At 64.1% G+C, this 18950-nt stretch carries 18 protein-coding genes and 1 pseudogene; 11 read left to right on the plus strand and 8 right to left on the minus strand.

Annotated features, from left to right (window positions below):
* On the minus strand, window positions 1–185 hold a 185-nt coding region (locus WB785_RS02805), incomplete at its 3' end, for a CinA family protein (RefSeq protein WP_424077175.1).
* Window positions 163–759: a CDP-diacylglycerol--glycerol-3-phosphate 3-phosphatidyltransferase gene (gene pgsA, locus WB785_RS02810; protein WP_424077176.1), complete on the minus strand. Its 597-nt coding sequence runs from the start codon at window positions 757–759 to the stop codon at window positions 163–165. The genes pgsA and WB785_RS02805, both read right to left, overlap by 23 nt.
* A gap of 54 nt (window positions 760–813) precedes the next feature.
* On the opposite strand from pgsA, the gene WB785_RS02815 reads away from it, so the two are divergent.
* A complete protein-coding gene (locus WB785_RS02815) occupies window positions 814–1347 on the plus strand; it encodes an amino-acid N-acetyltransferase (protein WP_424077177.1) in 534 nt (177 codons plus the stop codon).
* 134 nt (window positions 1348–1481) lie between these two features.
* The gene (locus tag WB785_RS02820; RefSeq protein ID WP_424077178.1) at window positions 1482–1841 is read left to right on the plus strand and encodes a hypothetical protein; all 360 of its coding nucleotides are present in this window, start codon (window positions 1482–1484) and stop codon (window positions 1839–1841) included.
* On the opposite strand, the gene WB785_RS02825 is transcribed toward WB785_RS02820, so the two are convergent.
* The gene (locus WB785_RS02825) at window positions 1838–4336 is read right to left on the minus strand and encodes a DNA translocase FtsK 4TM domain-containing protein (RefSeq protein WP_424077179.1); all 2499 of its coding nucleotides are present in this window, start codon (window positions 4334–4336) and stop codon (window positions 1838–1840) included. The genes WB785_RS02820 and WB785_RS02825 overlap by 4 nt on opposite strands.
* A gap of 131 nt (window positions 4337–4467) precedes the next feature.
* Here WB785_RS02825 and WB785_RS02830 point away from each other — a divergent pair, with 131 nt between their 5' ends.
* The 8 genes and pseudogenes from WB785_RS02830 to WB785_RS02865 all read left to right on the plus strand — a co-directional run bounded on the left by WB785_RS02830 (window position 4468) and on the right by WB785_RS02865 (window position 12060).
* Window positions 4468–4782, plus strand: coding sequence for a putative quinol monooxygenase (locus tag WB785_RS02830; protein WP_424077180.1), 315 nt, complete (start codon window positions 4468–4470; stop codon window positions 4780–4782).
* Window positions 4782–5600, plus strand: coding sequence for a mycofactocin-coupled SDR family oxidoreductase (locus WB785_RS02835; RefSeq protein WP_424077181.1), 819 nt, complete (start codon window positions 4782–4784; stop codon window positions 5598–5600). The genes WB785_RS02830 and WB785_RS02835 overlap by 1 nt, the downstream gene beginning before the upstream one ends.
* Before the next feature lie 92 nt (window positions 5601–5692).
* Complete coding sequence (locus tag WB785_RS02840) at window positions 5693–6127, plus strand: hypothetical protein (protein ID WP_424077182.1); 435 nt, start codon at window positions 5693–5695, stop codon at window positions 6125–6127.
* A gap of 65 nt (window positions 6128–6192) precedes the next feature.
* Window positions 6193–6987: a gluconate 2-dehydrogenase subunit 3 family protein gene (locus WB785_RS02845; protein WP_424077183.1), complete on the plus strand. Its 795-nt coding sequence runs from the start codon at window positions 6193–6195 to the stop codon at window positions 6985–6987.
* Window positions 6977–8722, plus strand: coding sequence for a GMC oxidoreductase (locus WB785_RS02850; protein WP_424077184.1), 1746 nt, complete (start codon window positions 6977–6979; stop codon window positions 8720–8722). Before WB785_RS02845 ends, WB785_RS02850 begins: the two co-directional genes overlap by 11 nt.
* Before the next feature lie 2 nt (window positions 8723–8724).
* Window positions 8725–9528, plus strand: a complete 804-nt coding sequence (locus WB785_RS02855; RefSeq protein ID WP_424077185.1) for a phytanoyl-CoA dioxygenase family protein — start codon at window positions 8725–8727, stop codon at window positions 9526–9528.
* Between the two features lie 36 nt (window positions 9529–9564).
* Window positions 9565–11118, plus strand: coding sequence for a hypothetical protein (locus tag WB785_RS02860; protein ID WP_424077186.1), 1554 nt, complete (start codon window positions 9565–9567; stop codon window positions 11116–11118).
* A 79-nt stretch (window positions 11119–11197) separates the two neighbouring features.
* A pseudogene (locus WB785_RS02865) lies at window positions 11198–12060 on the plus strand (hypothetical protein).
* Between the two features lie 49 nt (window positions 12061–12109).
* On the opposite strand, the gene WB785_RS02870 reads toward WB785_RS02865, so the two are convergent.
* Genes WB785_RS02870 through WB785_RS02890 form a run of 5 tightly spaced genes read right to left on the minus strand, consistent with a single transcriptional unit; the run spans window position 12110 to window position 17238 of the window.
* Window positions 12110–13786, minus strand: a complete 1677-nt coding sequence (locus WB785_RS02870; protein WP_424077187.1) for a ribonuclease J — start codon at window positions 13784–13786, stop codon at window positions 12110–12112.
* A 19-nt stretch (window positions 13787–13805) separates the two neighbouring features.
* Window positions 13806–14708: a 4-hydroxy-tetrahydrodipicolinate synthase gene (gene dapA / locus WB785_RS02875; RefSeq protein ID WP_424077188.1), complete on the minus strand. Its 903-nt coding sequence runs from the start codon at window positions 14706–14708 to the stop codon at window positions 13806–13808.
* Window positions 14709–14755: 47 nt separating this feature from the next.
* Window positions 14756–15508, minus strand: a complete 753-nt coding sequence (thyX, locus tag WB785_RS02880; RefSeq protein WP_424077189.1) for an FAD-dependent thymidylate synthase — start codon at window positions 15506–15508, stop codon at window positions 14756–14758.
* A 15-nt stretch (window positions 15509–15523) separates the two neighbouring features.
* Window positions 15524–16576, minus strand: a complete 1053-nt coding sequence (locus WB785_RS02885) for a polyprenyl synthetase family protein (protein WP_424077190.1) — start codon at window positions 16574–16576, stop codon at window positions 15524–15526.
* Window positions 16573–17238: a hypothetical protein gene (locus WB785_RS02890; RefSeq protein WP_424077191.1), complete on the minus strand. Its 666-nt coding sequence runs from the start codon at window positions 17236–17238 to the stop codon at window positions 16573–16575. The genes WB785_RS02885 and WB785_RS02890 overlap by 4 nt, the downstream gene beginning before the upstream one ends.
* A 537-nt stretch (window positions 17239–17775) precedes the next feature.
* Between WB785_RS02890 and WB785_RS02895 the strand changes: the two genes are divergently transcribed.
* Window positions 17776–18921: a hypothetical protein gene (locus tag WB785_RS02895; protein ID WP_424077192.1), complete on the plus strand. Its 1146-nt coding sequence runs from the start codon at window positions 17776–17778 to the stop codon at window positions 18919–18921.
* The last annotated feature ends 29 nt before the right edge of the window (window positions 18922–18950 follow it).

Here is an 18950-nt window from a genome sequence, read left to right on the forward strand (position 1 = left end):
ACCTTGGTGCGTTCGGTGTAGGTGATCAGGCCGCCGCGCAGCACTTCGCTGGCGCCGGCCACTCCCGCGATGGTGGCGGCGAGCAGCCCGGCCGTCAGCGACTCGGCGGTGGCGACGCTTTGGTTGCGGACTGTCAGATCCGCCACCAATCCGCGGGCATCGTCAGTCAGTAGCGGGTCGTTCACGGACATCCCTTGCGGCCGACAAGACGTAATCCACGCCGGTGACCACGGTCAGCAGGATCGCGGCCCCCATCACTACCGACGCGACCACCACCCATGATCCCGACAGCGGCAGGATGAACAATCCGATCGCGACGGCCTGCACCAGGGTTTTGAGTTTGCCGCCGCGACTGGCCGGGATGACGCCGCGGCGCAGCACGACAAACCGCAGCACGGTGATCCCGACCTCGCGCGCCAGGATCACCACCGTCACCCACCACGGCAGATCGCCGAGCATCGACAGGCCGATCAACGCCGCGCCGATCAGCGTTTTGTCCGCGATCGGATCGGCCATGGTGCCGAACTCGGTGACCATGCCGTAGTTGCGCGCCAGCGCGCCGTCGAAGCGATCGGTGATGACGGCGATGGCGAAAACAACGAAAGCGGCTATGCGGCTGACGGTTTCATGACCATTCCCGGCGAACAGCACCAGCAGGAATACCGGGACCAGCACCAGCCGTAGCAGCGTCAGCATGTTGGCGAGGTTGGTGACGCGAACGCGCGGGACTACCGGACCTGTTTGAGGCTGCCCCGACACGGCATCAGAATATCGGTTGCCCAGCCGAGAAGCCGAAACCGATACTGTGCACCCGTGGGCGCAGCAGCCGATCCGGCGGCCATCCGGCCGGTGATTAGGCGCGCGCGAACCTCCGACGTACCGGCGATCAAGCGGCTCGTCGACACCTATGCGGGCAAGATCCTGCTGGAAAAGAACCTGGTGACGCTGTATGAAGCGGTCCAGGAGTTTTGGGTAGCTGAACAGGAGGGCTTGGAAGGAAAGGAGGTGGTCGGCTGCGGCGCGTTGCACGTGTTGTGGTCCGACCTGGGCGAGGTGCGCACCGTGGCGGTCGCACCTGAGGTGACCGGGCAGGGCATCGGCCATGCCATCGTCGACAAGCTCCTCGATGTCGCCAGGGAACTGCAGCTGCAGCGGTTATTCGTGTTGACCTTCGAAACCGAGTTCTTCGGTAAGCACGGGTTCACCGAAATCGAGGGGACGCCGGTGACCGCCGAGGTGTTCGAGGAGATGTGTCGCTCCTACGACATCGGTGTCGCCGAGTTCCTGGATCTCAGCTACGTCAAGCCCAACATTCTCGGCAACTCCCGGATGCTGCTGGTGCTCTGACAACGATGGACTCCCAGAAAGGATCGGAAGGATGAGCGCTCAGCGTGTTGCGGTGATCACCGGCGCCTCCGTGCTGATTTTGGAGAATGCGTCCTTTGTCACCGGCGAGATCCTGCACGTTGACGGTGAACAAAGTGCCGGACGCTGACGCTCTGCGCGATGCCCTGGAGCGGTGGAAGGCCGGCATCGACGCGCATCAGCCGGAACGGGTCGCCGAGGTGTTCACGCAGGAGGCCATCTTCCAGGGTTTGCGCCCGTATAGCGTTGGCCGCCAAGGAGTCATCGACTACTACGCGAGCCAACCGGTCGGCATGACCGTCGAATACCAGATCCTTGCGACCCGCCGACTGGCCGCAGACCAGGTGCTGGGCTACGTCCACGCCGACTTCACATTTCCCGACGCACGCATCATCAGCGTGTTCCTCGGTGTGCTGGTCAAACGCAACGACGAGGGCTGGAACATCGCCTACTACCAGGCGTCACGGCTCGACTAGCCGTCTTCACCGTCGTCTGAACCGCCATCCACACCGCGGATGGACATCAGGGTGGCGGCCAGCTCGTCGGGCTTGACCAGCACGTCGCGGGCTTTCGACCCTTCGCTGGGGCCGACGATCCCGCGGGTCTCCATCAGGTCCATCAACCGGCCGGCTTTGGCGAACCCCACCCGCAGCTTGCGCTGCAGCATCGACGTGGAGCCGAACTGGCTGGACACCACCAACTCGACGGCTTGCAGGAAAACGTCCATGTCGTCGCCGATGTCGGGGTCGACGTCGGTGCGTTCCGCGGTGGGCTTGGCGGTGGTGACGCCGTCGGTGTATTGCGGTTCGGCCTGTTCTTTGCAGGCGCTGACGACGGCGTGGATCTCCTCGTCGGTGATGAACGCGCCCTGTAGGCGAATCGGCTTGCTCGCACCCATCGGCAAGAACAGCCCGTCGCCCATGCCGATCAGCTTCTCCGCCCCGGCCTGGTCCAGGATCACCCTGCTGTCGGTGAGCGACGACGTCGCAAACGACAGCCGGGCGGGCACATTGGTCTTGATCAACCCGGTGACCACGTCAACCGACGGACGCTGGGTGGCCAGCACCAGGTGGATGCCTGCGGCACGAGCCTTCTGGGTGATCCGCACGATCGCGTCCTCGACGTCCCGCGGGGAGGTCATCATCAGGTCGGCCAGCTCGTCGACGATCGCCACCACATATGGGTAGGGCCGATATTCGCGCTGGCTGCCCAACGGCGTGGTGATCTCGCCGGAGCGCACCTTGGCGTTGAAGTCGTCGATGTGCCGCACCCGCGACGCCTGCATGTCCTGGTAGCGCTGCTCCATCTCCTCCACCAGCCAGGCCAGCGCGGCAGCCGCCTTCTTCGGCTGGGTGATGATCGGCGTGATCAGATGCGGAATGCCTTCATACGGCGTCAGTTCCACCATCTTCGGGTCGATCAGGATCATCCTGACCTCTTCGGGCGTGGCCCGGGCCAGCAGCGACACCAGCATCGAGTTGACGAAGCTGGACTTGCCGGATCCGGTGGAGCCCGCGACCAGCAGGTGCGGCATCTTGGCCAGGTTGGCGGAGATGAAGTCACCTTCGATGTCTTTGCCCAGCCCGATCACCAGTGGGTGGTGGTCGCGGCGGGTCGACGGCGCGGTGAGCACGTCGGCCAGCCGCACCATTTCCCGGTCGGTGTTGGGGACCTCGATGCCGACGGCGGACTTGCCGGGGATCGGGGCCAGCATCCGCACGCTCTCGGTGGCCACCGCGTAGGCGATATTGCGTTGCAGCGCAGTGATTTTCTCCACTTTCACACCCGGCCCTAGTTCCACCTCGTAGCGGGTGACCGTCGGGCCGCGGGTGCAGCCGGTGACTGCGGCGTCGACCTTGAACTGCTCCAACACCGAGGTGATCGCGTCGGACATCTGGTCGTTGGCGGCGGTGCGTCTCTTGGGTGGGTCACCGGCCACCAGCAGGCTCAACGACGGCAGAGTGTAGGGCCCCTCGACAACCCGGTCGAGCACCAAAGTATCTTGCCTGCCAGTGGTTTTGCCGCCACGACGGCGGCGGCGCGACAATGCAGGCTCGGGCACTGTCGGGGTGTCATCCGCAGCGATAGGAGCGCTGCTGGAGGGCCACGCTTGTGCTTCGTCGTCGCCATAAGACGACGGGTCGTCGTAGTATCCTTCGGAAAAGTCTTCGGCCACACCATTTTCCACGATTTTATCGTCGTACTCCTCGCCCTCAGGCCCGAGGTAATCGAACATCCGGGTGCCGAACATGGACCGCAGCGTCTCGGGCACCTCGCGGATCGTGGTGCCAGTCAACAGCAGCACGCCGAACAAGGCGCCGATGAACAGCAGCGGCGCGCAGATCCATGGGGTCAACCCCTCCGAGAGCGGTCCCCCGATCGCGAAGCCGACAAATCCTGCCGCGTGGGCACGCCCGACCGGGCTGTCTGGGGAGCCCGCCCACAGATGCCAAAGCCCCAGCACGGGCAGCGCCACCATCATCGCGCCCAGAACCAGTCGCGGCCGCGCGTCCGGGTTGGGCTCGGTCCGCATCAGCAGCACCGCTATCGCGGCGGTGACCACCGGCAGCACGACGACCGCCGAACCGATGAAGATCCGCAGCACCGAGTCGACCCATGCGCCGACGGGACGGGCGGCGTCGAACCAGGAGCTGGCAGCGACGACGACCGCTAGCCCCAGCAGGGCCAGGGCAATCCCGTCACGGCGATGCCCGGGGTCGATGTCGCGGGCCCGACCGACCGACCGCGCGGTGGTTCCGGTCCCCTTGGCCACCATCAGCCACGTCGCACGCACGGCCCGCCCGCAGGTTAGCCCTGCGCTGGTCACCAACGAGTGGTTGCGGCGCCGGGCTGGCCTGCGCGGGGCTTTGACCGGCTTGCGCCGGGCCTGCGCCGACCGCGAGCCGCCTCGCGAAGCGGCCTTTGACCTGGTCGTTCGGGCGCCGGATCGAGCGACAGTCTTGCTAGCCATGCCCGCAAGCCTAATCGCAATTGCATCATCTGCACCATCCGCCACACTGGTTTAAAGCGATGTCGCGGCTTGGTCACGAAACCAGCTGTATAGGGTGACAGCCGTCACCCCACAGCTCCCAGGAGGCCCGCATGCCCGTCGTCGTTGTCGCCACCATGACCGTCAAACCCGAATCCGTCGACGCGGTCCGCGAGATCCTCACCAGCGCGGTAAAAGACGTGCACGACGAGCCCGGTTGTCAGCTGTACTCCCTGCACGAATCCGGCGACACCTTCGTCTTCGTCGAGCAGTGGGCCGACGACGAGGCGCTCAAGACCCACAGCACCGCGCCGGCAATCGGCAAAATGTTCAGCGCGGCCGGCGAACACCTGGCTGGAGCCCCGGATATCAAAATGCTGCAACCCGTCCCGGCAGGCGATCCCGGCAAGGGTCAGTTGCGCCCCTAATGGTGCGACCGCTCGAAGGGAAGGTTGCCTTCATTACCGGCGCGGCGCGCGGCCAGGGACGCGCGCATGCCGTGCGGCTGGCCGCCGACGGCGCGAGCATCATCGCCGTCGATCTGTGCGACCAGATCGCCAGCGTCCGGTATCCACTGGCCACCCCCGATGATCTGACCGCCACAGTCAAGCTCGTCGAGGACACGGGCTCGCGCATCGTGGCCAAACAGGGCGACGTCCGCGACCGGACATCGCTGTCATCCGCCCTTCAAGCAGGCCTGGACGAGTTCGGCCGCCTCGACATAGTCGTCGCCAACGCCGGGATCGCTCCGATGCAGTCCGGTGACGACGGCTGGCACGACGTGATTGCCGTCAACCTCACCGGCGTCTACAACACCATCAAGGTCGCGATACCGACGATGGTCAAGCAGGATGCCGGCGGATCGATCGTGCTGATCAGCTCGGCGGCCGGTCTGGCCGGCGTCGGCAGCCCGGACGCCGGTTCGGTCGGCTACGCGGCCGCCAAGCATGGCGTGGTCGGGTTGATGCGGGTATACGCGAATCTGCTTGCAAGCCAAAGTATTCGAGTCAACTCGATCCATCCGTCCGGTGTCGAAACCCCGATGATCAACAATGAGTTCACTCGGGAGTGGCTGGCGAAGATGGCTGCTGCGACGAACACGCCGGGAGCCATGGGCAATGCCATGCCGGTGGAGGTCCTTACACCCGAAGACATCGCCAACGCGGTGGCTTGGCTGGTGTCTGACCAGGCCCGCTACATCACCGGTGTGACGTTGCCAGTCGATGCCGGCTTCTTGAACAAGTAGCCGAACGGCCGCGAACCCGAAGCGGCGCAATGCCGACACGCCGCGTGCCGCGCATCCCCAGGTCAGCCCCATAACGGCGGCATACTCAGCTCGTGGCCAGCAACGAGGCTGCCCGTTCAGTCAGCTCCTCGGCACCGGTATCCCGGTGCCAGATTGCCGCGGCTTACCGTTTCCTGTCACCGCACCAAGCTGCGGTGCTCGACGCCCTCACCGACCACTTGCTTCCGGGGACGCAGCTAGTCACCTATGTCGACGGTTTGCTGTCGCGGTTCGACGCCCAGACCGTCGCGCGCCGGGTGCGGGTTGCCGACCTTCGCGACCAGTACACCAATGGCATCGCGTTGCTCGACGAGCTGGCCGCCGGTGACTTCGCCGCAGTGCCGCGACTGCGACAAGACCTGATCGTTTCCCACGCTCAAGTCGCGCCATTCATCAGTCTGCTGTTCGACCACATCGTTGAGGCGATTTACGCTCCGCCGGAAAATATTCGATGCGACGCCGCGGACCACTACCACGAGACCGGATAGCCCGCTCCGACACGCCGAACGCGTCGTTCCCCGGCGCGGTCCGCTCTTCAGGTCATACTCTGCCCGTGGCCAGCGACGAGGCCGCCGAAGAACTCGGCTCGTCGGCGCCGGTGTCCCGGCGCGCAGTGCTCGGCGGGCTGACCCTAATACCGGTGGCCGCCGTCCTAGCCGGCGTCCTCCCGGCCGCTTCCGCCGATACGCCGTACGTATACCTGTCTGCGCACCAGGCCGCGGTGCTCGACGCGGCAACGCGCCGCCTGATTCCCGGACCGACGGACGATCCGCTTGAAACCACTCCGGGGGCACACGAAGCAAACGTCGTTCGCTACCTGGACACCATGCTGGGGGCGTTCTCATTCTCGCCACCAATGCTGCACGCGGGCGGGCCGTGGAGTGACCGCGCCGGCGGCTCCCAGGACTTCATGGCCAACTTCGTCCCACTCGACCGGGCGCAGAACTTCGCCTGGCAACAGCGGATTACCAACCTACGCAACCAATACACCACCGGCATCGCGCTACTGGACCAGCTGGCCGGCGGCGATTTCAGCACCGCGTCAAAGGCACAACAGGACAGCATCCTGACAACTGGTCAGGCCGTGTCGTTCACCCAATTGTTGTTCGGTCACGCCATCGAGGGGATGTACTCCGTCCCGGAGTACGGCGGCAACGCGAACCTTGTTGGTTGGCAAGACATTCAGTGGCCGGGAGACATCCAGCCGCGCGGCTACACCGACGCCGAGGTCGAGGCGGCCCAGGGAGACGTCGTGGCCGCGGCCGGGGTTGTCGGTTTGCTGATGCGCGGAGGATGGAACCAGGCCGTCGCCAAGATGGGTGGAAAAGGCGGCGTAAATGCCCGGTAAGGCAATCATCGTCGGCTCGGGAGCCGGTGGATCAGTGATGGCGTGGGAACTCGCCGCGGCCGGCTGGAACGTCGTGATCTTCGAGATGGGCCCGAACTACTACAGCAATATCGAAGGGCAAGGGCCGTTTCCGACGGTGTTCTCCAACGACGAGCTCAAGTCGCAGTACCGCTACTTTGAGCAGCCGGACCCGCTGGCCTACCCGCGCACATTTCGCCAAACCGCCAGCCAAAATGCGGCCAACACCTTTGTCGGCGACGTCAACGACCTGCCAAACCAGGTCGGCGGCGCGTTCCCGCACTCGGACGTGAAGGTCACCCGGATGTGGGACATCGACTTCAAGGGACTGTCACTGCTCGGCCCGGTGCCCGGCGCGGACATGGCAGATTGGCCGTTCGAGTACAGCGAACTCGCACCGTACTATGACGAGATCGAGACGCTGATCGGTGTCCAAGGCGATCTCGCGTCGATTCCCGCATTCGTACAGCAGCGCCAGCCGCAAACCAAGCCCTTCCCGATGCCGCCGGGAGCGCAGATGCGCTCGTCGATGCTCCTTGCCGCGGGGGCGAAACGCCTGGGGCTGCATCCCTTTCCGTTCCCGATGGCAGCCAACTCGGTGCCCTACAACGGCTCTCCTGCGTGCAACAACTGCGGGTTCTGCTCCGGATACGGGTGCCCAGTCTCCGCCAAGCCGGTCAACCTGATCCCGCTGCGGCTGGCGCTGCAGACCGGGCGGACTCAGTTGCGGCCGCAGACAACCGTCACCCAGATCAACTTCACCGGCCGCCAGGCCTCCGGCGTCACCTATGTCGACGCAGCGGGCAACCCCGGTGGGGAAAGCGCCGACCTGGTCGTGCTGGCATGCTCGGCGATCTTGACGCCGCGTTTGGCGTTGCTTTCCAACTTGCCAGATCCCTACGGGCGCATCGGCAAACGGATTATGTTTCAAAACTTCTACGACGGCTTCGCGATCTTTCTCAACCAGCGCGTGCACGCGTACAAGGGTCGCTCGAACACGCAGGTCGTATTCGATTTCAACGATCCCAACTTCCCCGGCGCTCGAGCCTTTGCCCGGCTGTGCGGCCTGCCCTACATCCGTGCCGGCCTGTGCGAGCTCGGCGGGAGCCAGAACCCGATCTCCGAGGGCAAGTTCTACCAGCAGATCCTGGGGTTCCTGCCAGGTGTGCAGTTTTTCGGCCGAACGTTCAAGGAGCTGATGCGCGCCTCGCTGCTGCGCGACCGGCTCGCCGGCGTGGATTGTTTCGGCACCGACATGCCCTACCTGACCAACAACGTCACGCTCGACCCGACGATCAAAGACCTCAACGGCCAGCCCGCACCCCGGATCACCTACCAGATCGGAAAGTTCGAGCAGGCCTCCCAAGACTTCTTCGTGCCGCTGGTCTCCGCGATGTGCGGGGCATCCGGCGCCCAGCTGTACGCGGCCATACCCCAGAGCACAGCAACGTCACTGAGTGGCATCGCACCACCGGGCGGCCTGCACACCATGGGCGGAATGCAGATGGGCGTGAACCCGGTGACCAGTGTCGTCGACGGGAATGGACGAATGCACCAGATGGACAACGTGTTCTGCGCCGACGGCAGCGTGTTCGCGACTTCCGGCGGCTCGAATCCCACCAACACGATCATGGCCGTCGCGCTGCGCACCGCGCGCGGAATCACCGGCAGGCGTTATCCCGTGCCAGCCTCCGCCGGTTACGCTCGAGTTGGGTAAACATGTCGAACGGGGCAGCGCTGGACGAGCTCCGCAGCGAGGGCTACGTCATCCTTCGCGGTGTCCTTCCGCGCCCGGTTCTCGAGGAAGTGCGCAACGCGCTTCGTCCGCTCCTGGATCACCAAACCTGGGGAAAGGGAGAGTTTTTCGGTAACCGGACCCGGCGCGTCCACAATATCCTCGCCAAGACCCGCGCCGTCGACTCTCTGGTCGCCCACCCAGCGGTCCTAGAGCTCCTGCGGGGCACGCTGAATACGCCGCAAGTTTCGATTGTCAACGCGATCGAGATCCACCCTGGCGAGACGGCTCAGTTTCTTCATCAGGATGACGTGGTGTTTCCGATCGCTCGTCCCCATCCGCCGCTGATCGTCAACACCATGTGGGCCCTGACCGAGTTCACGGCCGAGAACGGCGCGACCCGCCTCGTGCCAAGCAGCCAGGACGCGACCGAGTTGGGCGAGAGTCCATCGATCGTGACCGCGGAGATGGAACCGGGGTCGGTTCTCGTCTGGAATGGCGGGCTCTTCCACGGCGGCGGCGCCAACCACGCGCAACGACCGCGACTCGGCCTGAACGTGAACTACAACTGCTCTTGGCTTCGCCAGCAAGAGAACCAATATCTCGCAATCCCAAACGAGCTCGCCGCAACGCTTTCCGATGAGTTTCTTCGTCTTCTGGGCTACGACGCCCATATCGACATCTACGGCCTGGTTGATCACCGCCACCCGCTCAGCGTGCTCGGGCGTAACGTGCCGCCGATCGCTTCGGCAGGAGGTGACGTCCTCGGCGAAGTCACTACGCCCTGACGATTACCTGCTTATCCTTTAGAGCCAGGTGCTGTCATGGGTTTTGGTCGTATCAAGCTCACGCTAGTTGCCGGTGGTCTACTGGCCGCCGCGCTGTTTCCGACGGCCTTCAACAGGTTAGCTTTCGCCGACGACGCTTCCGACTCTTCGGTTTTCGACCCACTATTGCAGCAGTTTTTCGGGTTCCAGCGCGACGCAACGTCGCCGGCAACGGTCTATTCGGTATCCGGGGAACCGCCCTTCTTTCAGAGCATTCACCAGACCGAATTCTTCGGCACCGAATCCACGGCCACGCTTTCGGCCGGGTCGTTCCAGGTGGACAACGAGGCGATAACGGATCCGTTCGGCCCTGCCAGCGACGAACTGCTCGTCACCAACTCCGAGGGAGGCACTAGCGCACCGCCGGTCGGATCGGTGTACGACGTGATCAATATCGGTGGCGGCTTTGAGAACCTCTACTCCGATATCGCGCCGACCGCGCCCGGCGGCGCCGACACGCTCTCCGATAACTTGGTGACACCCTTCGGGGACATTCCCCTCACGACAAACTTGCACGCGTTCTTGGATCCCACGGATTCGTTCTTCCTCTACGGCACAACGGATCCATTGACCCAGACGGCGGATCCATCGTCCGTCGGCTCCGTCGACGACATCACCAAAGCCTCCGCGTTTTTCAACCAATTCTTCGGGGAGTTCTTCGGGTTTGAGCAGGATGCAACGCAACCCATAACGGTCAGTGACATCGCCGCGATCCCGCCTCTTTATCAGAGCGTTCACCAGACCGTATCCTTCAACACCGCGGCCGGGTCGTTCAAGGCTGACGACAACGTTCTCGTGCATATGTCCAGCCCTGGCTTCGCTGAACTCGCCGTCACCAGTTCAGATGGGAGCGCCCCGCCGGTCGGATCGGTGTACGAGATCAATAACATCGGTAACGGATTTGAGAATGTCTACTCCGACGTCGCACCGACGACGCCCGGCGGCCCGGATACGCTGGCAGATACGTTGGTGACGCCCTTCGGGAACATTCCCATCATGATCGACTTCCACGCGTACTTCGACTCCACGTATTCGTTCTTCTCCTACGAACCCACGGATACGTCGGCAGTCGCCTCCGCCGGCGACACAGCCGGATTCGATCCCACCCACCCCTTCGCGTTTTTAGGGTTCTCTCACGACACGTCGCAACCAACAACGGTCACCGGGGTATCTGGGCTCAGTGGCGTAAACGGGTCAATGCCCGATACCAGTAGCCTTTTCAACAGCGTTCACCTGACCGAATTCTTCGACACCTCCACCGGGTCGTTCCAAGCTGACAGCAATGTCATAACGAATGCGATTGGGTTTGCGAACTCCGAAATCCTCGTCACCAGCTCCGGAGAAGGCACCAGCGCACCGCCCATCGGATCGGTGTACGACGTGCTCAACATCGGCGGCGGCTTTGAGAACTTCTACTCCGACATCGCGCCGACGACAGTCGGCGGCCCGGACACGGTGGCAGATACTTTGGTGACGCCCTTCGGGGACCTTCCCCTCGTAACCGACTTCCACGCGTTCCTCAGCCCGCTGGATTTGTTCTTCGGTTACTGAGACTGCTTCTAGGGTCGTGATCGGCCGCTTATCCACAGCCCTGCACGCAATCTCACCGCACGGCTACCAAAATCACGGCATGTCTGAAGTATTCGTCGGCACAGAGATGCTGGCCCGCGGCAGCCTCACCAAGGGGCAATTGCGCTGGAACTACAGCTCGATATACCCGGGCATCTATGTTCCAAGGGCGACGGCTCCGTCGCTGCGGCGCAACACCGTCGGCGCGTGGCTGTGGTCGGGTCGCAACGGCGTGATCGCCGGGCGGGCTGCAGCGGCGTTACACGGCGCCCTGTGGGTTGACGCGACAACTCCGATCGAGATGATCGGGCGTAGTGGCCGCGCGCGCCCACGGGAATCATCGTTCGCAACGAACGGATCGACGCAGACGAGATCGTCGCCATCGACGACATGCCGGTGGCGAGCCCCGCGCGGACTGCGCTGGACCTTGCCCGCCACCTCCCCCGCGATGTCGCCGTGCGGCACCTCGACGCGTTGGCCCGCGCAACCGGCGTCATGGCATGCGATGTCCTATCGCTGGCCGAGCGCTATCCGAGGGCGCGCGGGCTACGGCGATCACCGGTCGCGCTCAACCTGATGGACCCGGGTGCTCAATCACCAAGGGAAACCTGGTTGCGGCTCGTCCTTGTTGATGCCGGGCTGCCCGCGCCGAGAACACAAATAAGGGTGTCTGACGGCCTCAATGAGGCGTTCATCGACATGGGCTACGACGAACCGATGGTCGGCCTCGACTACGACGGTCACCATCACAGCAACGACCGCGGGCAGTATGTGCACGACATCGGGCGTGCCGAACTGATCGAACGCCAAGGCTGGATCGACATTCACGTGGTGGCCGAACACAGCCGACGATTCATCATTCATCGGTTGTCGGATGCATTCGCACGCCGCGGTTATCCGTTGAGATTGCGTCCAGGGTCGTGAAAACGCCGCAAGCACGACCCTGCATGCAATCTCAACGACGCGAGAAACCTCAGATCTCGATGACGGTTGGCACGATCATCGGTTGGCGACGATAGGTCTCCCCCACCCACTTACCGACCGTGCGACGGACCGCTTGCGCGATCCGGATCGCGTCGGTGACATTGTCGGCCACCAACGATTCCAGCTCCGCCTCGACCTTGCGGACGCCCGGCTCCAACGCCTTGGGATCTTCGGAGAAACCGCGCGAATACAGATGCGGGGCTGCTGCCGGACGCCCGGTCCCGCGGTGCACGACCACGGTCACCGCGACGAAACCCGATGACAGGATGAGCCGTTCGCCCAACGTGATATCGCCGACGTCGCCGGTGATAAGCCCGTCGACGAACATCTTCCCGACCGGAACCGCCCCGGCGATGCTGACCGCTCCGGCGACCAGGTCGACGCTGACCCCGTTCTCCGCCAACACAATCGAATCTTCTGGCACTCCGGTGCTGGCGGCGAGTTTGGCATTCGCCCGTAGCATTCGCCAGGTACCGTGCACCGGCATGACGTTGCGGGGCCGCACCCCGTTGTACAAGAACAACAGCTCGCCAGCATAGGCGTGGCCTGAAACATGGACGCGGACTTGCTGATTGGTGACGATCCGGGCCCCAAGCTTGGCCAGCGCATCGATGACACCATAGACGGCTTCTTCGTTGCCCGGGATCAGCGACGACGAGAGGATGATGAGGTCCTCGGCGGTGAGCGTGATGCTGCGATGCTCGCCGCGGGACATCCGCGACAGCGCTGACATCGGCTCGCCCTGAGTCCCCGTGGTAATCAGCACAATCTGCTCGGGCGGCATCATCTCCGCGGCGCCGATGTCGATGAGGTCGGAATCCGCCACCCGCAAAAAGCCCAACTCGCGCGCAATACCCATGTTGCGCACCATCGACCGCCCGACGAACGACACCCGCCGACCCAACGCCACCGCGGCGTCGATGATCTGTTGCACGCGATCCACATTGGAGGCGAAGCACGCCACGATGACGCGCCCGTGAGCACTGCGGATCAGCCGGTGCAGCGTCGGGCCAACCTCACTTTCCGACGGGCCCACCCCGGGAATTTCGGCGTTGGTCGAGTCGCACAAGAAAAGGTCCACGCCGTCTTCGCCGAGCCGGGACATGCCCGGCAGGTCGGTAGGACGTCCATCCAGCGGCAGCTGGTCGAGCTTGATGTCACCGGTGTGCAGGACGGTTCCCGCACCGGTGCGCACCGCGATGGCCAGCGCGTCAGGAATGGAGTGGTTGACGGCGAAGTATTCGCACTCGAACACCCCGTGGGTGCTGCGCTGTCCCTCGGCCACTTCGATGAACACCGGTTTGAGCCGGTGTTCACGGCATTTCGCGGCGACCAGGGCCAGCGTGAACTTCGAGCCGACGACTGGGATGTCGGGACGCAGCTTGAGCAGGAACGGAATCGCGCCGATGTGGTCCTCGTGCGCGTGGGTCAGCACCAGCGCTTCAACGTCGTCGAGGCGGTCTTCGATATGGCGCAGATCGGGCAGGATCAGATCGACGCCGGGCTCGTCGTGGGTGGGAAACATCACGCCGCAGTCGATGATCAACAACCGACCCAGATGCTCGAAAACCGTCATGTTGCGGCCGATTTCGCTGATCCCGCCCAGCGCGGTGATCCGCAGACCGCCGGTGCTCAGCGGACCTGGCGGCCGAAGGTCTATGTCCACGGGTGGGCCGCCCTCGGGCTCACCGCAGCACCGAAGCCGCGCGCATGTCGGCGGCCAGTGCGTCGATCTGCTCGGCAGTCGCGGCAACCTGCGGCAGCCGCGGGTCGCCCACCTCAATGCCCTGGAGACGTAATCCGGCCTTGGACATCGTCACCCCGCCAAGTCGGCTCATCGCATCGCACAGCGGGCTGATCGCGACGTTGATCTTGCGGGCAGTGGTGACATCCCCGGAGGCGAAGGCGGACAACAAGTCTCGGAGCTGACCTGTTGCCAGGTGGGAGATCACGCTGATGAATCCGGAGGCGCCCATCGCCAGCCACGGCAGATTCAACGCGTCGTCGCCGGAGTAGTACACCAGACCCGTCTCCGCCATCAGCTGCGCGCCAGCGTGCAGATCACCTTTGGCGTCTTTGACCCCGACGATGTTCGGGTGCGCCGCCAGCGCGTGCAACGTCTCCAACTCGATCGGTACCACCGAGCGCGGCGGGATGTCGTAGAGCAACACCGGCAGCGGGGTCGCGTCGGCGATCGCGGTGAAGTGGGCGATCAGCCCGGCCTGCGGCGGCCTCGAGTAGTAGGGCGTCACCACCAGCAGCCCGTGCGCGCCCTCGGCGGCGCACGCCTTGGCCATCTGGATGCTGTGCGCGGTGTCGTAGGTACCCGCGCCGGCGATGACCCGAGCCCGGTCGCCCACCGCCTCCAGCACCGCCCGCAGCAGCTCGAGCTTCTCGGCGTCGGTCGTGGTCGGCGACTCGCCGGTGGTGCCCGATATCACCAGACCGTCGCAGCCCGCGTCGACGAGGTGATTCGCCAACCGGGCGGCGGCCGGGATATCCAGGGAGCCGTCGGGTCCGAACGGCGTCACCATGGCGGTCAACAGCGTGCCCAAGCGTGTAAAGGCGTCGAATCCGCTGGTGCTCACGGACCCAGGTTACCTGGCGGCGCCAGCCCTTTTAGGTAGCGGCGGGCTCAGGCTTCGGTGGCGAGCGGGCTTGTCGCCACCTCGGTACCGTCGGCCAGCGTGGCGATCTGGAAATCGCTGAACACCGCGGGCGCGACGTCGACAAGCTGACGCAGGCAGGCGATCGCCAGTCGTCGGATTTCCACGTCGGCGTGCTCGCTGGCCCGCATCGCGATGAAGTGCCGCCACGCTCGGTAATTTCCGGTGACCACGATGCGGGTCTCGGTGGCATTAGGCAATACAGCGCGGGCGGCCTGGCGGGCCTGTTTGCGGCGCAGCATCGCGTTGGGTTGATCAGCGAATTTGGCTTCGAGCCTGCTCAGCAGCTCGGTGTAGGTAGCGCGGCTCGCATCGGCGGCCTCGGCGAGGATCTGCTGCAATTCGGCATCGTCTTCCATGCCCGGCGGCACGACGACCTGGGATTCTTTTTCCGGCACGTAGCGCTGCGACAGCTGCGAGTAGGAGAAGTGCCGGTGTCGGATCAGCTCATGAGTACAGGAGCGGGATATCCCGGTGATGTAGAAGGACACGCTGGCGTGCTCGAGCACCGAGAAATGCCCGACGTCGATGATGTGCCGCAGGTAGGTGGCGTTGGTCGCGGTCTTCGGATTGGGCTTTGACCAGCTCTGATAGCAGGCCCGGCCGGCGAACTCGACCAGCGCCTGGCCGCCGTCGGCGTCGGTGCTCCACGGCACGCCGGGCGGCGCGAAGAACTCGGATTTAGCGATCAGTTGCACGTGCAACGGCGCGGTCTCGGCCACGGGTGCAGGCTAGCGTCAGCGCCAGCGCGCCCACACGTAGGGCACCAGCGCCCGCAGGAAATCGAGGTCGGCGCCGGGCTCAGCGTCGGCGAAGGCGTGCTCGAAGTATTCCTCGGCGACCAGCAGAATGCCTTCGGCGTATTCACTGGTGAAGGCGATGCTGCCGTAGTCGTCCATCAGCGCGCGCACCCGCTGCACCAGCTCGGCAGACCTCTCCGATCGCTTCAGGTGGAGGTATTCGCGGACGAGCGCATCGTCGGCGCCTTGAGCAACGCTGAGCAGGTGCATGAGCGGCAGCGTTCGTTTGCCTTCATAAAGATCGCCCAGGATCTCCTTGCCGTACATTCGCTCGTCGCCCACCAGGTTGAGCAAGTCATCCCGAATCTGAAAGGCAGCGCCGAAGTGAAAACCGAACCGCACCAACGGGCCCAGCTCCACCTTGCCGCGCGAACCGACGATCGCGCCGACGCGCAACGGATGAATCGTGGTGTACCAGCATGTTTTATGCATGATGAGGTGCAGGTAGTCCTCTGGGTTCAGATTCTCCACTTCGTCAAGCTGCCAACCGATCTCGGTTGCCTGCCCCTCGAGGGTGCGCATTGCCATCGTGTCGAATTCGGCCCAGACCAGATCAGCCAGATCGCGGTCGAGACGGCGAGTAGCCCGGCGCAGCACCTGGCTGGCCACGATCGCCAAGCCGTCACCGGCGTTGAGTGCCGCCGCGGCCCCATACGTCGTCGCCAACGTTGGCCGGCCACGGCGCATCTCGCTGCCGTCGGCGATGTCGTCATGGACCAGAAAAGCGTTGTGCATCAACTCGATTGCCACCGCGATGCCCAGAAGGTCGTTCGCGTCTGCACCGAAGGCGCGGCCTGCGGACAGGCACAGCGCCGGGCGTAACGCCTTGCCCGGCCGCGACGGATATTCCCGCATCGGCGCGTAAAGCCATTGACTAGGTTCCCCGTCGGGCAACGCGTCCAGCATCGAGCGGCGCACCACTTTACCGACGTGCCGCAGCCGGTCTTCTACGGCGGAAACGAGGTCGGCGTGCTCAGTCGTGCTGGTCATGAGCTTCGCGGCAGCACGCTCAACACGACCGGCAACCAGATGTCTGGATAACCATCGGCAAGCATTGTGCCGCGGTAGTTGCCGGCAGCGATGTCGTCGGGCACGTCGATCTCCACCGTGACGCCACGGCTGCACCGCGCCACCATCGGCACGGTGTCCGGCTCGAAGCGCACCATCGCCGACTCGATCAGGGCGCCGTCGTGGGCCAACAAATCGCTACAGCGCAATCGCACCTTGCCAAGATCCTCAGCGCCGTGGTTGTGCAGCCAGACTTCGGTCGACACCGCGCCGGGCTCGCTCGCCGCCAACGAAACAGCTCCGCTCGACGTGGCATGTTGAATGTCGACTGCAGCAACCTCACTGCGCGGTTGCGCCGCATCGCGCAGCGATGCAACCGCTTGCGTGGCCAACCGCTGCCATACCTGCAAAACCCGGTCGACACTGGGCGGTGGCGTCGCTTGGTCGCCTGGCGCGGGATCGCTATCGGTAGGGTTGCTAACGGAATTGGTGTCGGCCATTCGTATGAACTGATTAACGACCTCGGTTGCGGCGCGAAACCCACGAGCCTGAATCTCACTTAGCGCCCGTATGTTCACGGCCGGGTCGAACACCGACGCCCACGGAATATCGGAGACACTGGCGTCATTGTCTCGCTCGGTCACAGTTAGCTCCCCTGAACTCCGGTGGATAACCAAACATTTGGCTCGCTCATCGGTATGCTAACGGCGTTAACAGCCGGAGGTCGGGCCTTGCTGAATCTCTTGCAGTCCCAATTGCGGTTTTATGGCGCAATCGATGAGGCAGTCCTCTACTCGAAGGAGGGCGGCGGGGCAAATCCGGACGCCGTGCTGCGCATCGTGGGAGCCTTGCTGCCCGGCACAACCGGTTTCGGGCAGGCCGGCTGGTACCAAGAACTCCAGGAATTCGCCAAGCGGTCCGAGCTACGCAATCCCGACTTCCACGGGACCGTAACGTTTCCCAGCGTCGACGACTCGCTGCGCTATCTGCAGGCGTCAGACCACGACGAGCGAATGACGCTCGCCAGGGCTGCGTTGGAGGCCGAGCCGACACCCCAGCCCAGCCCGGAGGCCAGCACCGAGCCCCCTACCCCTGCCCCGCCCCCGCCCGAGCCCACACCGGGTCCCGCCGAGCTGCCGGAGCGTGCTGGTCCCGATAGATACACGTCTCTCCATGACCCCGTGCTGGCGCGTTCCGCCTACGCGGCAATGGTGCTACAGAGAATCGTCGACCTGGGCGGCCTACCTCCCCACCTCAGCGAGATAGACGATTTGCCTGCGCAAATCATGGCTCCGGCGGTCAATTTCTGGGGCGGCACCCCCAACCAATTCAATGCCGGCGACCCGAGGTCGGATCCAACGGTGCGGAGTCTGCTCAATCATGCGAAACGAACCGACTCACCTGAGCAGTGGCAAAGCTTCGCCGCGAAGAAGGTCAATCAGAAATTCGCCGATCAGTCGTTGCCGTGCTTCGCCGAGCTCGAGCAGTTCGGCGGCCAGTATTGCAGCACGCTCTACACCGACACGAAAGACGACGACCTGAAGGTCGACGACATCAAGAAAATCCTCGACCCCAGAAACTGGAACCTGTACTCCAAGTTTTTCTGCAAAGTCGCTGCCCAAATCCCCCCAGACGCGGCAAACGGATGGTCAAGGATTTTGGAGACGATCGGCCCCGAATGCGCTGAGTGGCGCATGAAAACAGCGCTGCTCTTCTTTTACGGAAGCGACGGCAAAGGCGGTATCTTCCTCAACTACGACCTCGACCCCGATCGGCAGGACGACTCGGGCATGGTTGAGGTCGATAACGGCTACATCTGGATCACGCCGACCAATGCCGCCCTCGACCCTGCACAAAAGGGCGTCCAGATCCGCACCAGCAAACAGGAACGCGTGCAGGGACTGAGCCCGACCGCGACGGCTGCGCTCGGCTGCTTGCTGGGTTGGGGAACCTACGCCAACGACTTGCTGTCCGGTACAGCCAAAATGGTGATCCAAAAACCTGCCACCCCGTGCAAGCCGTTCCAAGACACGGTATTGAAAGGCGAGCAAAAGCTGTCCGGCGTCGGGCAGCCGATCGACGGACCTGCCAAGCTGCCACCGGATTTCGGCCACGCGATGGGCGATGCCCGCACATTGCTCAACAATCAAATCGATCGCGCACGCGACCTGGCGGCAGAGGCCGCCGATCGGTGGATGGACGGCATGTCTCTCGAGGATGTCAAGGAGATCACCAAAGACTTCGGCAAGTATCTGGAGAAGTACGCGGTGGAGGTTTACAAGACCGCGGAAAGCAACGTGAAACCTCAAGTCCCGCCAGGCAAATAAGGACCGCGCCGATGGATGACCCGATGGCG

This window comes from Mycobacterium sp. (assembly GCF_049585075.1).
GTDB lineage: Bacteria > Actinomycetota > Actinomycetes > Mycobacteriales > Mycobacteriaceae > Mycobacterium.